Raw genomic sequence first — 15,376 nt, 5'->3', positions numbered from 1 at the left:
GATATCGAAATCTTGCCCGATAAGTAGAGTTGTACGTGGATAAGTCAGCGCGTCCGCAACGGATCGCGGAAGGAACGGTTCAAGTTCCCCGTATTGGTCGAAACCTGTTCGCGATGATCGCGTGGCAGGTCGGCAATTATCTCGTTCCACTCGCGACATTTCCCTATCTGACGCGGGTACTGGGGCCGGCCCATTTTGGCATCCTGGGATATGCGTCCGCCATTGCTATTTATGGTGTGCTGTGGACTGAGTGGGGCTTCAACCTGAGCGGGCCGCGAGCCGTTGTCGAGTGCCGCGGTGACAAGGCTGCCATCAACGAGTTGATCTGGTCGGTCATTTCGGCAAAGGCACTTCTGTGCCTTGTTTCCCTGATTGCGCTCGGTGTCGTCATGCACTTCGGCAAGCTCACCAACGCCGCAATTCCGGTCGTGCTGATGTCGTGGATCGCTGTATTCAGCAACGTGTTCACCTTGAACTGGGTGCTGCAGGGATTGGAGCGATTTTCTTTGTTCGCAACGGTATCGCTGGTGGGACGGTTTGTGACACTTCCGCTGATTTTTGTCTTCGTGAAGACCCCCGACGATATCGCGGCAGCAGCGGCAATTCAGGCTTTGGCACCTTGTTTGACGGGATTTTTTTCGCTTTTAATGGTGCGCAAGCTTGGGCTTCTCGGGTGTCCCGGGAACGCCTGGCGCTCCGCAATCCGACGGTTGGCACAGGGCGCGGACATGTTCGTATCGACGATATCCGTGAGCCTCTTCGGTGCAACCAATACTGTGATACTCGCGGCGCTCAGTGGTCCGTATCAGGTCGGTCTGTATGCGGCCGCCGACCGGATCAAGACCGTGGGAAACATGGTCCCAGCCCAGATCAATACGGTGTTATATCCGCGCGTATCCGCGCTAATGCTGAACAAGCAGAAGGACGCAGCGAGACTCACCGCGCTCGGAGCTGCTGCAACGCTCGCTGTCACCGGCATAGGGGTTGTCGCCATCGCCACGCTCTCCGGCTACGTGACCAACGTGATCCTGGGCCGCGGGTTCGGCGCCGCCGCGCCGGTCCTGGTGACCCTCTGTCTCGCCACGGTCTTTGGCAATCTTGCTTATCTGCTCGGACTGCAGGTGCTTGTCCCGTTCGCATACGGCAAGTTGAGATCGTTCGTCATGCTTCTCGCGGGCCTGCTGAACATTGGCTTGTCGTTCTTCTTGATCCCGCGGTTCGGTGCGAGTGGTGCGGCGGGGGCGTTCCTGGCCGCCGAGGTGGTGATTCTGGCCGCATTCGTTTTGGTTATCGCGTGTTCTTCGCCGATGCGGCGGCACTTCACGCAACTCATGAGGGTATGAATGGCTGCGAGATTTCCCGTCAAAATCGTCTCGCTCGTTCGTTCCGGGCGGCGGGAGCGGATCGCTGACGCTCTGTCTGTGTACGGCGTGGACTTCACCTTCGTGGACGCGGTAGATGCGCGCAATCTTGGGAACGAAGAGTTGGACCGCATGTACGACGATACGGCCGCGCGCTCGCGCTACGGGCGCTCGTTAAGCAGTGGCGAGGTCGCCTGTTTTCTCAGTCATCGCAGGCTTTGGGAAGACATCGCGAAACGCGGGCGCAGCGTTGTCGTACTCGAAGACGATGCTTTACTCGACCTAGCATTTTTCGAGAAGGTCCTGTCGTGGCCCGAGGACAGGCTGGCCGGGATGGCCGATGTGGTGCTGCTGGGGCGCGCGAAATTGAGCAGGTCATCGGCGCGACTGGCTTACCTGTACGAGCCGCTTAAACGCGCCGAGCGCATCGATGGCATGAAGGTTGGTTCACCGTTCAAGCAATGGACTTCGGGAGCTGTGGGCTACTGGATGTCACCGCGTGGGGCCGCGCTCGCGCTAGCCCATACAAGCGGTCCGGTGCGGGGGTTGCTCGACGATTGGCCGTGGCACCGCGATGAAGGCGGCATGACGATCAAGGAGCTGCGCCCTTACGTCGTTTGGGAGGCATTCGAATCGATGGCGAGTGATCTGGAGGGTGGCCGCGCCCGGCTCATACCCGCCAGGGCTGTTTGGCGCGAGTGGTATCTCAAGCCTTTGCGGGTATGCCGGTTGATTGTGCGTTGGATCGTTGCGACGTGGATCCGCATTGCGGAGGCGGTCGGCAATGGGCGGGCAGTCAATCATGATTGACACGAGCGCAAGGCTGCCGGTCGGACGTCCCGGCACGGGTAGCGGCGCCTGGGACAAGTCGACGAGGACGTTGATATGGATAGTTCTGCTCGGTGGGATCGCACTGTCGCCACTTAGCGACTTTCTGTCTGTCTACGCATTGAAAGGGCAGGTAAGCGGCGACGTCGGTGCTCGTTATTCACTTTTTCTCCGGAGCGTCACGGTTGCCGCATTGATCGCTTCAATGCTGCTCGGAGGGCGCGTGCGCCTTTCGAGTTGGCGACTCTGTTGTCTGGCGATGGTTACGGCGTTCATGTCGTGCGTTTCCCTCACTTTCGACGATATGACCGGCCAGGAATTTGCCGAAGAGCTCATCGCAATCGCGAAGGTCTTTTCACTGTTCGTCTATATCGCCGCAATGGTCCAACTCAAGGACCGCCAGCTGGAAAAAGTAGAAGCGGTAATGCGCATGGCGCTGCTGGTCTACGCGCTCGCGATTATCGCCGGGGCTGTGTTCTCCATCGATATGTTCCGCAGTTACCGGGGCGATACGCAGATTCGCGCCGGCTACAAAGGCATTATTTACGCGCAAAACGAAGCGTCCGCATTGCTGCTTACGGGTCTCGCGTTGGCGTACTTGCGCGTGCTTCGAGAGGGGTGGAAAGCGAAAAGCGTCATCTTCGTTGCGACCTTGATCGCAGCGGCGTTCCTGCTTGGGACGAAAGGTGCAATCGTCGCCGCGTTGGGTGTCATCGCCGTGTATTCCTACGCGAAGTACGGCGCACTCAAAGCGTCGGTTCGACTCGCACCTGCTGTCGTCCTCGTGTTTGTGGCGGCGGTCACAGTTTATTTCGTCTCTCCGTCGGTGCGGCAGGCGGTTGATCTTAGCGTTCAATACTTCAGTTATCAAAGCGATCGCGCCGATGGAAACAAAATTGCGACCGTACTGATGTCCAGCCGCAACGTGAAGTTCGCGAACGTCTGGAACGAACTTTCAAGTCGAAACTTTCTGCCACTGCTCATAGGTGGCTATCCGACCGTTCGTTACCCGATCGAAATGGATGGACCCGACCTCATATTGATCATGGGGATTCCGGTTTTTCTGCTATATCTGCGGCGCCTTTTCAGGCTGTATGTTCGACGCGGTGATGGAAGTGTCGCAAAGTACGGACGATATTTCTTCTTTCTTTTACTGCTGATAGCTTGTTCGGCCGGTCACGTTTTGACGTCGGCAATCGTAGCCCCCTATCTGGCCGTGATCGCGGAAATCGTTCGCCGGCGGTCTGGTGATGAACGCCGGCCGATCGCCGGAAGACGATCTAAAGAACTGAAGTGAGCAAGCGAGTATCGACGTCATGAGTAGAGAAATCCGCGTACTTCACGTCGGACCGGGCTATAACCAGCGAGGCGGTGTTGCATCGGTCCTCAACGAACTGAAAACTGCAAAGTCGCTGTTTGAGGAGAGCGCGATTCGGGTTGAATTTTTCGAAACGCGGGGATTCAAGGGGGCGGGGAACAAACTACTCTTTTTCGCGCTTGATCTTCCACGATTCTTTTTTCGCGTGCTGAGCGGCGTGGATATCATCCATTTCCACGTATCGCCGCGTGGTTCGGCGTTTAGAAAGTTGATTTTCTACCGGCTCACGCGGTTTATGCGGAAGAAGGTGATTTTCCATTGGCATTCGAACAATCTCGTCGATTGCGTTGAGCAATCGAGGGGACTAGTCCAACGAGGTTTGGAGGACTTCATCGCGAATGCCGATGATGCCATTGGCGTTTCCACGGAAATTGCGGCCGATATACGGATTTTCAGGAAAGGGGCGGGTGTGCGCGTGATCGGAAATTGTGCGCTCAACGCGGAGCGTATTGCGTCCCTCGGTTCTGCAAAAGCCATCAACCAGCGGGCACTTGAACCCTACATTGCATTCTCGGGTCGATTCGTCGACGAAAAAGGCATGGCTGAGTTATTCGCCGCCGTGGCGATCCTCAAGGAAAAGCGGCGGCACGTCCACGTGAAGCTCGCCGGGACGGGCGATACCGGCAGATGGGTCAAGCTTGCTGAGGATCTCCAGATTCTGGACTGCATTTCCTTCACAGGCTGGCTACGTGGCGACGAATTCATGGACTTCTACAGAAACGCGCGGATGTTCTGCCTGCCGAGTCATAGGGAGCCGTTTGGGATCGCGACCCTGGAGGCGATGCTTTGTGGTCTGGCCGTTGTCGGTACGAGACGAGGCGGATTTCTCGATCTCGTCAAAGAGGGCGAGACGGGATATCTGGTCGCACCGGGGGACGCCGCACAACTCGCGGACGCGATTGAAAAGGTCATGGACGACCCGGGGCTTGCCTGGGAGATGGGTGAGGCCGGGCGTCAGTACGCTCTTGCACATTACTCGTTCAAGAGTGTATGCAGCGACTACGTTCGTTGCTATCGCGAACTGTACGCGTGATTGCGCCGAAACCTGTTTCGCGAAAACATCCGCTCGCTGTACGGTGAATGATGGCCGGTTGCGAGCAACTTAGTCGTTGGAACGGCCGCGGGGCGGTTCAGATGCAACAATGATTTGATGAGGATCACGAAGTGAAAACCACGCATGCAAACTCAGCACGATCATGGCTTTCGAGTACCCGGGGCGTGGCGCTGCTCCTGTCAGCTCTGACCATGCCGGGACTCGCGAGTAGCGCGCCGCAGTCTGGGCCACCCGATGATTCAGCCTCGGTTAGCCTGGCTAACGTGAATTGGGGTGCCGGTTTTGGGAAAGCGGTGACGGTACAGGCCAACCCAGGCGACATCGCTATCGTGCCGGATCCGGAGGATGCTTCGAGGAGGGCGCTGAAGGTGAAGATCGAGCGGCACGAGAATTTTGCGAATGTCGTGAATGGCACACCCAGGGCCGAAGTGCTACTCCGCGAGCCCGCAACGTTCAATCAGCGCTCCGACTATCTCGTGAGTTGGAGTACCTACATTCCGCGCGATTTCGCATTCGACAACAAGCAACTTGTGATCATTTCGCAGATTCATCAGTCGCTCAAGGCAGGTGGGCCGACCGTCGCGCTGACTCTGCTCGGGCCGAACTATTACATTTCGACCCGCGGTGGCACGCAGGTACAGAAGACGTCTGCGGGAGCGAAAATATGCTGTGCGGTTAGCGACAAGGGGAGGTGGGTTCGCTGGGCGCTCCGCTATGTCCCGGATGACTCCGGCAAGCGATCGCTAACGCAACTTTGGAAGGACGGAAAATCGGTATTCCGGTCTGAAAATACGCCCAACGCGTATCCGGGAGATCAGGATGCCTACATGAAAATAGGATTGTATAAATCTGCCTGGGCGAAAGAGCCATCGGATGTAGATGCCTTAACCATGCTCTACGGACCCGTATCCATACGCAAACGATAGCGTGCTCCAGTCGCGGTCCAAGGGGGCAGGTGTGTTCAGTCGACAGCGGCGCCTGTGAAAATGCGCGACTCAGTCTGCACCTAGGGGTGTGGACGGGCGTGGTGTTACCGCAAGCGATGTCAACGCGTTTTTGTCGATTGATTTCTCACCCGATACAACATTGACTAAACGAGCTGGCCCCAGGCGTGGGCGTCTTGCGCTTTGCGTTATTTCATCGCCGATGTCACTCGGCGGGAGCGAGGAGTCGAATGAAAAGGATAGAACTGTTCTCGTGTCCAATGGACATAGCGAGCGAGCGTGAGACGGTCGAGTTGATCAGCAAACGAATCGAGGAGAGAGAATTCACGCAGCACGTCGTAGTCAATGTGGCCAAGATCGTGCATATGCAGCGCGATCCCGCGCTGGCGGAGTCGATTCGTGCATGTGACATCGTCAACATTGACGGCATGGGTGTTGTCTGGGCCGCGCGTATGCTGGGCTTTGATGTCCCGGAACGCGTTGCGGGAGTTGATCTGTTCGACGCGCTACTGACCATGGCAGCTCAGCGCGGATTCCCGATATTCCTGCTCGGCGCCACGCAGGAGGTGGTCAGAACCACTGCGGAAGTGGTCGCGCGCAAGCATCCGGGGCTTCTCGTCGCGGGCTATCACCACGGCTACTTCTGGGACGATGAGCGGGCGATCGTCGAGAAGATCCATGGATCAGGGGCGCGGCTTCTTTTCGTGGCGATTACATCGCCGAAGAAGGAGAACTTCATCAACCGCTGGCAGGCGCAGCTTGGTGTCGATTTCGTAATGGGTGTTGGCGGCACCTTTGACGTTGTTGCCGGCAAGGTGCGGCGGGCTCCGGTATGGATGCAGCGAGCGGGTCTGGAGTGGATGTACCGCGTCATCCAGGAGCCGCGTCGCATGTGGCGGCGTTACCTGACGACCAACACAAAGTTTGCCTTCCTGTTGCTGAAGGCGATGCTTCGCGCGCCTCGAAAGCAGGTGCGATAGCCGCAATCGAATACCATTTCGGGCCGGCCTGCACGGCCTCACGCACCCGATAGACGCACATAGGACGGATCGGTCGATTCCGGTCCATCAAACCCCCGGCACCATCTCCGGCGGATGCTGCTTAAGCGCCTTCCTGGCCTCACGAAACTCAGGAAAAATAGACTCGACCGTTTGCCAGAACCTGGGGCTATGGTTCATCTCCCGCAGATGAGCCAGCTCATGGGCGACGACATAATCGACGATAGACAGCGGAAAGTGCACGAGTCGCCAGTTCAGCCGGATCCGCCCTTCGCTTGAGCAGCTTCCCCACCGCGTCGCCGCCGAAGAAAGCGCATATGAGCGAAACGTCACGTCGAGCCGCTCGGCGTAGACTGCGAGCCGCTCGCCGAAAATCCGCCTGGCTTCCCCTTGCAACCATCCGAGCACGCGGTCCTTGATCTGTTGCGGATCAGCGTGCGGCGGCAGCGGAAGCGCGAGCACGCGCGTCGTTTCGTCGAAGACAAGATGCCGCGCGCCGAGCGTCACCCGTACCGGCTTGCCGAGATAGGGCACTTCCGCGCCGTCACTCCACTCGATCTGCGGCAGCGCGCGCTGCTCCACGCGTGTCTGCCATTCGGCAAGCTTCGCGAAGATCCAGCGTTGCTTCTCGGCGATGGCATTCTCGATATCCGCAAGCGTGACCCAGCGCGGCGCGGTGATCGCGAGCCCAGTGCCATCGATCGCAAACCCGATCGAGCGCCGCGACGAGCGTTTGAGCCGATAGTGCAGCGTCCGCGCGCCCAGCACGACCGAGCGCAGCTTCGTGCCGTCCGGTGCAAGCGGCGCAGTGGGAGGTGTGAGGGGTGTAGCGGGGGACGCCGGCTGTGCGAAGAGCGGCAGATCGAGTTGACGGTTGTCGAGCGCCGCGGAGGGCCGCGGCGTGGGGGACTTCTGCATCGTCAGGTCTCGTGCGTTTGAGCGGGTGGCACGCGCTTACAGGCCGATGAAGCGCACGTTGCCGGGCAGCCCGCGCGCTTCAGATCCGCGCCGTGTTAGCGGACGCGTTTGCCGTTGCGCGATACGCGTCGGGATCGATGCGCCGCATTTCGGTCTCGATCCATTTTTCGACGCGCGTATTCACTTCATCGGGCGAGAGTCCGGCCGTGTCGATCGGCTTGCCGATCGACACCGTGACTATACCCGGATATTTGATGAACGAGTTGCGGGGCCAGACGTGTCCCGCATTGTGCGCGACCGGTATGACCTGCGCGCCCGTTTCCACCGCAAAGCGTGCTCCGCCGGTCTTGTACTTCCCTTGTTTGCCGACCTGCGTGCGCGTGCCTTCCGGGAACATGATGACCCATGCGCCCTCGGCCATGCGAAGCTTGCCCTGCTGGGTCACCGAATTGAACGCTTGCTTGCCTTCCTTGCGATTGATGTGAACCATCTTCAGCAGGCCGAGCGCCCAGCCGAAGAACGGCACATAGAGCAGTTCGCGCTTGAACACGTAGCAGAGTGGCCGCGGCATCAGTGCGGGGAGTGCGACCGTCTCCCATGCCGACTGGTGTTTCGAGAGGACCACCGCGGGGCCGTCCGGCAGGTTCTCCATGCCTTCGACACGATAGCGGATACCGTTGAGCCAGCGCGCCACGAAGACTGTACTGCGGCACCAGCCCACGGCCATCCAGTAGCGGCGGTTCGCGCTCAGGAACGGGAATGCGACGATGCACGCCATGGCGTATGGCACCGTGTACACGACGAAGTAGACGAACAGCAGCAGGGATCGGAGAAAGCGCATCGATCGGGCCAGGAGGTAGGGCGTGCGGCGCGTCGTTTGGGTGCGCCGCGTGGCCGTTGGGTTAGTGTCGGGTCGGGTCAGTCGGACTCTTTCGCGAGGAGGTCCAGAGCGAACGCACGCAGGTCGTCGTGGATCTGCGTGCCTTCGGGCAGGTCGCCCCCGGCCAGCGTCTTCTCGCCCTTGCCGGTACGCACGAGGTGCGCGGGAAAACCGAGCGCGGCGCCGGCTTGCAGGTCGCGCAGCGAGTCGCCGACGACCGGCGTAACCGAAGGATCGACTTCGAAGCGTTCCGCGATCATCTTCAGCATGCCGGGCTTCGGCTTGCGGCAGTCGCACTGGTCAAGCGCCGTGTGCGGGCAGAAGAACACCGCGTCGATGCGTCCACCCACGGCAGCGAGCTGGCGGTGCATCTTCGCGTGCATTGCGTTGAGCGCGGCCGTGTCGAAGAGGCCGCGGCCGATGCCCGACTGGTTCGATGCCACCGCGATGCGATAGCCCGCCTGGTTCAGGCGAGCGATCGCTTCGAGGCTGCCGGGAATGGCGACCCATTCGCCCGGCGACTTGATGAACGCGTCGGAGTCGAGGTTGATCACGCCGTCGCGGTCGAGGATCACCAGCTTTCTGCTGGAACTGGTCGGCATGGCGTCGCTCAGTAACGTGTGTGCCGCATCACGCGGCGAGTCGCGAGATGTCCGCGACGCTGTTCATCTGGCGATGCAGCGCCTTGAGCAGCGCGAGGCGGTTGGCCCGCAGCGCCGGGTCTTCGGCGTTGACCATCACGTCGTTGAAGAACGTGTCGACGGTTTCGCGCAGTGCTGCAAGCGCGGTGAGCGCGCCCGTGTACTCTCGTGCGGCGAGCTGCGTTTGCACACGCGGCGCGACTTGTTCGAGCTGGGCGTGCAGCGCCTTTTCGGCCGCTTCGACGAAGAGCGCGATCTGGATGGTCGCATCGTCGACACCTTCGGACTTCTTCAGGATGTTCGAGATGCGCTTGTTCGCCGCCGCAAGCGACGCGGCTTCCGCGAGCGCCGCGAATTCGCGCACGGCGTCGAGGCGTGCGACGACATCGTCGAGGTGCGTGGGATTGAGCGCGAGCACCGCGTCGATTTCAGCGGGTGCGTGGCCGCGTTCGCGCAGCAGACCGCGCAGGCGGTCCATGCAGAACTCGTAGATCGCGTCGGTCGAATCGGTCACCGTCGCGATGTTCGCGAATTGCGCGTAAGTGGCGCGCAGCAGTGTGACGAGGTCGAGCGGCAACTGCTTTTCGACGAGAATGCGCAGCACGCCCAGTGCGTGGCGGCGCAGCGCGAACGGGTCCTTCTCGCCGGTCGGCGCGAGGCCGATGCCCCAGATACCGACGAGCGTCTCCAGCTTGTCCGCGAGCGCGACGATCGTGCCCGTGGGCGTGGTCGGCAGTGCGTCGCCGGAGAAGCGCGGCTGATAGTGCTCCGAACACGCGAGCGCCACATCTTCGGCTTCGCCGTCGTGACGCGCATAGTAGGTGCCCATCGTGCCTTGCAGCTCGGGGAACTCGCCGACCATGTCGGTCAGCAGGTCGGCCTTCGCGAGGCGCGCGCCGCGCTTTGCGAGCGCGACGTCGGCGCCGCACATCTGTGCGATTTCACCGGCGAGTGCTTCGAGGCGCTCCACGCGCTGCAACTGCGAGCCGAGCTTGTTGTGATAGACGACGTTCGCGAGCAGCGGTACACGCGCGGCGAGCGGCTTCTTCTTGTCCTGCTCGAAGAAGAACTTGGCGTCGGCGAGACGCGGGCGAACGACGCGCTCATTGCCTTCGACGATCTCAACCGGCGTTTCGGTCGCGATGTTCGAGACGATCAGAAAGCGCGAGCGCAGGCGGCCTTCGGCGTCGGTGAGCGCGAAGTACTTCTGGTTCGTCTGCATCGTGAGGATCAGGCATTCCTGCGGCACCTGCAGGAACTCGTCCTCGAATTTGCATGCGTACACCACCGGCCATTCGACGAGCGACGTCACTTCGTCGAGCAGCGCGTCAGGCATCACGACCTTGTCGCTGCCGGCCTGCGCGATCAGTTGCAGGCGGATCGATTCGCGACGGTCCGCGTAGCTCGCGATCACGAAGCCTTTGTGCTGCAGCGTGTGCGCGTAGTCGTCGGCACGCGTGATGGCGACCGGGCCTTCGGAGAGGAAGCGGTGACCGCGCGTGGTGTCGTCGGCGTCGATGCCGAACGCCGTCACGGGCACGACCGCATCGCCGTGCAGCACCGTGAGGCGATGCACCGGGCGCACAAACTGCACGTTGCTGCCGTCCGGGCGCTGGTACGTCATGACCTTCGGAATCGGCAGCTTCGTGAGCACTTCGTCGAGCACGGCCTGCAGGCCGTCGGCGAGCGTCGCGCCCGGCGCCGCGTAATGCAGGAAGAACGCTTCGTTCTTGCCATCGGAGGCACGCTCGAGGTCGCTCACCGGGAAATCGGGGAAACCGAGTGCCGCGAGCTTCTTCGCGAGCGGCGCGGTGGGCTGGCCGTTGGCGTCGAGCGCAACCGACACCGGCAGCACTTTTTCGCGCACCTGCTTTTCCGGCGCGACGCTGCGCACGTTCTTGATCGCCACGGCGAGGCGGCGCGGCGTGGCGTAGCGTTCGAAGGAGAGTTCGCCTTCGATCAGGTCGCGCGCGGCGAGGCGCTGCGCGATGCCTTCGGCGAACGCGTCACCGAGGCGCGCGAGCGCTTTCGGCGGCAGTTCCTCGGTCAGCAGTTCGACGAGGAGAGTGGCGTGATGAGCTTGGGTCATTGTTGTACGAAATCCGGTCATTCCTCGGCGAACTTGCGTTCGACCTTCAGCGGCGGCACCCAGGCGGGCATCGCGGCGTCCTGTTCGTCGGTGGTGAGGCCAGGCACGCCGTGCACCGGATTGCCGAGCATCGGGAAGCCGAGCTTTTCGCGCGATTCGAAGTACGCCTGCGCGACGCTGCGCGACAGCGCACGGATGCGGCCGATATACGCCGCGCGCTCCGTGACCGAGATCGCGCCGCGCGCGTCGAGCAGGTTGAACGTGTGAGCGGCCTTGAGCACGAGTTCGTAGGCGGGCAGGGCGAGCTGATGCTCCATCATCCGCTTCGCTTCGCCTTCGTACGCGTTGAAGAACGTGAACAGCAGGTCGACGTTCGCGTGCTCGAAGTTATAGGTCGATTGCTCGACTTCGTTCTGGTGATAGACGTCGCCGTAGGTGAGGCGGCGCAGTTCGGGGCCATTCGGGCCTTGCTCTTCCCACTCGGTCCAGACGAGGTCGTAGACGTTTTCGACCTTCTGCAGATACATCGCGAGGCGTTCGAGACCGTAGGTGATTTCGCCGAGCACCGGCTTGCAGTCGAGACCGCCCACTTGCTGGAAGTACGTGAACTGCGTGACTTCCATGCCGTTCAGCCACACTTCCCAGCCGAGACCCCAGGCGCCGAGCGTCGGGTTCTCCCAGTCGTCTTCGACGAAGCGCACGTCGTTCTGCTTCAGGTCGAAACCGAGCGCTTCCAGCGAACCGAGGTACAGGTCGAGGATGTTTTCCGGCGCGGGCTTGAGCACGACCTGGTACTGGTAGTAGTGCTGCAGGCGGTTCGGGTTCTCGCCGTAACGGCCGTCCTTCGGGCGGCGCGACGGCTGCACGTAGGCGGCTCGCCACGGCTCGGGGCCGATTGCGCGCAGGAAGGTGTGGACGTGCGACGTGCCGGCGCCGACTTCCATGTCGATCGGCTGGAGCAGCGCGCAGCCCTGCTTGTCCCAGTAAGACTGGAGCGTCAGGATGATTTGCTGAAACGTGAGCATGAAGTGCCTGCAGTGTCTTTGGAGCAGTCTTTGGGTGCAGATGCGGGCGGCTCCGGCAGCGCACGGACGATGCGTGCTGCTGCGTGCCGCTTTCGCGTTCCGCTTGCGTGCCGCTGTTGCCTGCGGTTACGCGCCGCGCTGTCCGGTGGCCCTGGCCGGGAGGCGGCCTGGTGCTAAAACGATGAATTTTACCGGATTGCTGGGGCGTTGAGACCTGGACCGGTATTCCGGGTCCGCAAGGGGCACAAACACCGTTCGTGTGAACGCTTGTTCTGGCTGGCGCGCCGGGCGGTGGCAGGGCGGCCATGGGCACGCCGAGACACCGCCGCGCCGCAGGCGCGCGTGCCTTAGCGCTTGTCCGCGGCCTTGTCGCGCCCGAGCCGACCTGGCCCGAAGGCGAAGCCGAACGCAAGCGTCAGCAGCGAAATCGCAATCACCGAGTTGTTGCCGGTTCTCATGAAGGGCGTGAAGCCCGTCGTGCCTTCGATGTGCACATCGAGCGACTCCACCGTGAAGACGGGCAGGCGCGCGATCACGCGGCCTCGGGCGTCGATGGCGGCGGTTACGCCGGTGTTGGTCGCGCGCAGCATCGGCCGGCCGGTTTCGAGCGAGCGCATACGGGCCATCTGCAGATGCTGGTCGAGCGCGATGGTGTTGCCGAACCATCCGAGGTTCGTCGAGTTGATGAGCACACCCGGCGCGGTCGGATTTTCGCGCACCGTGCGCGCGACCTCCTCGCCGAAGATGTCCTCATAGCAAATGTTCAAGGCCACCGGCTGGTTGTGGACGAGAAACGGCGGCTGCACGGGCGCACCGCGCGCGAAGTCGCCGAGCGGGATGTTCATGAGCTGAACGAACCAGTGGAAGCCCAACGGGATGAATTCGCCGAAGGGCACGAGGTGATGCTTGTCGTAGCGATAAAGGCCCGGCTGGCCTGGCGTGATGCCAAAGAGGCTGTTCGTGAAATCGACGACGCGACCATCCGGTGTCACCGTGCCGCCGACCGCGCCGAACAGGATTGCAGTGCCCGTCGAATCGGCGAAGTGACGGATGGCGCGCGCGAACGGCTGGGGCATTTCCTGCAGCAGGACCGGGACGGCGGTCTCCGGCGTGACGACGAGATCGGCGGGCTTTTCGGTGATCAGCTTCTGGAACTCATCGAGTGCGGCATACATGCCGGCCTCCGAGAACTTCATGTCCTGCTTCACGTTGCCTTGCAGGAGCCGCACGTTGAGCGGCGCATTGGCGGGTTGCGTCCAAGACACGTTGGCGAGCAGCAGTCCGGCGGCGATCAAGGCGAGCGCCGCGACTGCCGGTGCGACGACCGCGACACGTTGCGTGCGCGGGTGTGCGGTCGCGTCGGGTTGATGACCGGAAGACTGGCGCTTCAGCGCCCACGCGCGCACGAGTGCCTCCACGACAAGCGCCGCGACCAGAGCGAGCACCCAGCCCACCCCATACACACCGGCAATGGGCGCGAAACCGGCGAGCGGCCCGTCCACCTGCGTGTAACCGATCGAGAGCCACGGAAAGCCCGTAAACACGTAGCCGCGTGCCCATTCGCCGAGCGCCCACGCGCTCGCGAATGCGAAGGTGCCGAGCCAGATGGGCGGGAACGGTCGATCGCCCGTGCGGCTGTTGCTCGCGTGCCCTGTGCAGAACGACCATACGCTGGCCGCGAGCCCCGGATACAGGCCGAGGTAGAGCGAGAACAACACGAGCGCCGCGCCGGCGAGCGGCGCGGGCATGCCGCCGTAGAAGTGCATGCTGACGTAAAGCCACCAGACGCCGGTGACGAAATTGCCGAAGCCGAATGCCCAGCCGGTGAAGAGCGCGCTTTTCCAGCCGGTCGTGCGTGTGAGCGCCAGGTAGAAGGCCGCGAAGATCGCGATGGCGAGCCAGCCGCCGTGCGGCGTCGGTGCGAACGAGAGCGTATTCAGCGCGCCAAGCGCGGCGGCGCCGAGATAGTGCCAGACGGGCAGTGTGCGGCGCGCGGCGCCGTTTCTGCCGCTCGCACCGCTGGCGGCGTTGCGGGGCGCGGTTTCACGCGCTGAGGAATCAATCGGTTCGGCCATGGAATCGGGATGCGCTTTGCGCGCGGTTACTCGACGTATGCTGATGCGACGCCAACGGCGCGGCTGACGCGCTCGTGGTTGGCGAGCGCAAAGATAGCACTTTCATGTGTCGGATTTCGATGCCCGAATTCGGGCACCCGGACATTCGATCCGCGCCGCGGCGGTCCCCAGCGTGCAACGTGCGATCGGCGGACGACCTGCGTGTTTGCGGCGAGCCGCTCAGGTCCCCTGCGGCTGCAGTTCACTCTCGCGCTGACCGGCCATCGGGTCGCGACGCACGAGCAGCATGTGAACCTGGCGGGCGTCGGCGCGCTGCACCTCGAAGATCAGCTCGCCCATGCGCACCTTCTCGCCGCGATGTGGCACACGCCCGAAGTGATGCGTGACCAGACCGCCGATGGTATCGACTTCCTCGTCGGGGAAATGGGTGCCGAACACCTCGTTGAACTGCGCGATCTCGGTGAGCGCGCGTACGCGAAAGCGTCCGTCCGGCGACGCGATGATGTTGCCGCTTTCTTCGTCGAAGTCGTACTCGTCCTCGATATCGCCGACGATCTGCTCCAGCACGTCCTCGATCGTAATGAGGCCCGCGACGCCACCGTACTCGTCGACGACGATCGCAATGTGGTTGCGGTTCATGCGGAAGTCGTGCAGCAGCACGTTCAGCCGCTTCGATTCGGGGATGAACACCGCCGGCCGCAGCATGCCGCGCACGTCGAACTCTTCCTCGGCGTAGTAGCGCAGCAGGTCCTTGGCGAGCAGCACGCCGATCACGTTATCGCGATTGCCGTCGTAGACGGGGTAGCGCGAGTGCGCCCTTTCCAGCACAAACGGAATGAATTCGTCAGGAGTATCGGCGATGTTGATCGCGTCCATCTGCGCTCGCGGAACCATGATGTCGCGCGCGCACAGCTCGGACACCTGGAACACGCCTTCAATCATCGACAGCGAATCGGCGTCGATCAGATTGCGCTCGTGCGCGTCCTGGAGGATTTCTAGAAGCTCGCTGCGCGAGTCGGGCTCGGGCGAGATCAAGTCGGTCAGCCGCTCGAGAAGGGAGCGCTTTTCCTGCGGTTTGTCGGTTTGTCGTCGACTGGGATAAGAGTCGTTCATGGTGGTGCGCCTTGAACCCGTCCCGGGCGAGGCGCGTTGTTGCTAAAAGTTAAGGATACATCATGTGCGTGT

Annotated in this window: 13 protein-coding genes; 6 read left to right on the top strand and 7 right to left on the bottom strand. The window is 61.9% G+C overall.

Annotation, left to right across the window (positions count from 1 at the left end):
- Positions 1-35 precede the first annotated feature (35 nt).
- The 6 genes from L0U80_RS12440 (at position 36) to L0U80_RS12415 (ending at position 6,545) form a co-directional block, all read left to right on the top strand.
- Positions 36-1,343 (top strand): flippase, encoded by a 1,308-nt coding sequence (locus L0U80_RS12440; RefSeq protein WP_233864517.1) that lies wholly within the window; start codon positions 36-38, stop codon positions 1,341-1,343.
- Positions 1,344-2,171: a glycosyltransferase family 25 protein gene (locus L0U80_RS12435; protein ID WP_233864515.1), complete on the top strand. Its 828-nt coding sequence runs from the start codon at positions 1,344-1,346 to the stop codon at positions 2,169-2,171.
- Positions 2,164-3,486 carry an O-antigen ligase family protein gene (locus tag L0U80_RS12430; RefSeq protein ID WP_233864513.1) on the top strand — a complete coding sequence of 441 codons (1,323 nt, stop codon included), beginning with the start codon at positions 2,164-2,166 and terminating at the stop codon, positions 3,484-3,486. The genes L0U80_RS12435 and L0U80_RS12430 overlap by 8 nt, the downstream gene beginning before the upstream one ends.
- 19 nt (positions 3,487-3,505) lie before the next feature.
- Positions 3,506-4,600, top strand: a complete 1,095-nt coding sequence (locus tag L0U80_RS12425) for a glycosyltransferase family 4 protein (RefSeq protein ID WP_233864511.1) — start codon at positions 3,506-3,508, stop codon at positions 4,598-4,600.
- A 131-nt stretch (positions 4,601-4,731) separates the two neighbouring features.
- Positions 4,732-5,547, top strand: a complete 816-nt coding sequence (locus L0U80_RS12420) for a heparin lyase I family protein (protein ID WP_233864509.1) — start codon at positions 4,732-4,734, stop codon at positions 5,545-5,547.
- A 248-nt stretch (positions 5,548-5,795) separates the two neighbouring features.
- Complete coding sequence (locus L0U80_RS12415) at positions 5,796-6,545, top strand: WecB/TagA/CpsF family glycosyltransferase (RefSeq protein WP_233864507.1); 750 nt, start codon at positions 5,796-5,798, stop codon at positions 6,543-6,545.
- A gap of 87 nt (positions 6,546-6,632) precedes the next feature.
- Here L0U80_RS12415 and L0U80_RS12410 read toward each other — a convergent pair whose 3' ends face one another.
- The 7 genes from L0U80_RS12410 to L0U80_RS12380 form a co-directional block, all read right to left on the bottom strand.
- Positions 6,633-7,481, bottom strand: coding sequence for a M48 family metallopeptidase (locus L0U80_RS12410; RefSeq protein WP_233864505.1), 849 nt, complete (start codon positions 7,479-7,481; stop codon positions 6,633-6,635).
- Positions 7,482-7,560: 79 nt separating this feature from the next.
- Entirely contained in the window at positions 7,561-8,322 is a 762-nt protein-coding gene (locus L0U80_RS12405) for a lysophospholipid acyltransferase family protein (protein ID WP_233864503.1), read from the bottom strand.
- Positions 8,323-8,399: 77 nt separating this feature from the next.
- On the bottom strand, positions 8,400-8,963 hold the full coding sequence (gmhB, locus tag L0U80_RS12400) for a D-glycero-beta-D-manno-heptose 1,7-bisphosphate 7-phosphatase (RefSeq protein WP_233864501.1): 564 nt from the start codon (positions 8,961-8,963) through the stop codon (positions 8,400-8,402).
- A gap of 28 nt (positions 8,964-8,991) precedes the next feature.
- Positions 8,992-11,091: a glycine--tRNA ligase subunit beta gene (gene glyS / locus L0U80_RS12395; protein ID WP_233864499.1), complete on the bottom strand. Its 2,100-nt coding sequence runs from the start codon at positions 11,089-11,091 to the stop codon at positions 8,992-8,994.
- A 17-nt stretch (positions 11,092-11,108) separates the two neighbouring features.
- On the bottom strand, positions 11,109-12,116 hold the full coding sequence (glyQ, locus tag L0U80_RS12390) for a glycine--tRNA ligase subunit alpha (RefSeq protein WP_233864497.1): 1,008 nt from the start codon (positions 12,114-12,116) through the stop codon (positions 11,109-11,111).
- Between the two features lie 347 nt (positions 12,117-12,463).
- Complete coding sequence (lnt, locus tag L0U80_RS12385; protein WP_233864495.1) at positions 12,464-14,191, bottom strand: apolipoprotein N-acyltransferase; 1,728 nt, start codon at positions 14,189-14,191, stop codon at positions 12,464-12,466.
- Positions 14,192-14,410: 219 nt separating this feature from the next.
- Positions 14,411-15,304 carry a CorC family transporter gene (locus L0U80_RS12380; protein WP_233864493.1) on the bottom strand — a complete coding sequence of 298 codons (894 nt, stop codon included), beginning with the start codon at positions 15,302-15,304 and terminating at the stop codon, positions 14,411-14,413.
- Positions 15,305-15,376: the final 72 nt, after the last annotated feature.

The organism is Paraburkholderia adhaesiva, from assembly GCF_021390575.1.
Classification (GTDB): domain Bacteria; phylum Pseudomonadota; class Gammaproteobacteria; order Burkholderiales; family Burkholderiaceae; genus Paraburkholderia; species Paraburkholderia adhaesiva.
The sequence above is the reverse complement of the archived record's forward strand: the minus strand, read 5'-3'. Positions and strand labels throughout refer to the sequence as shown.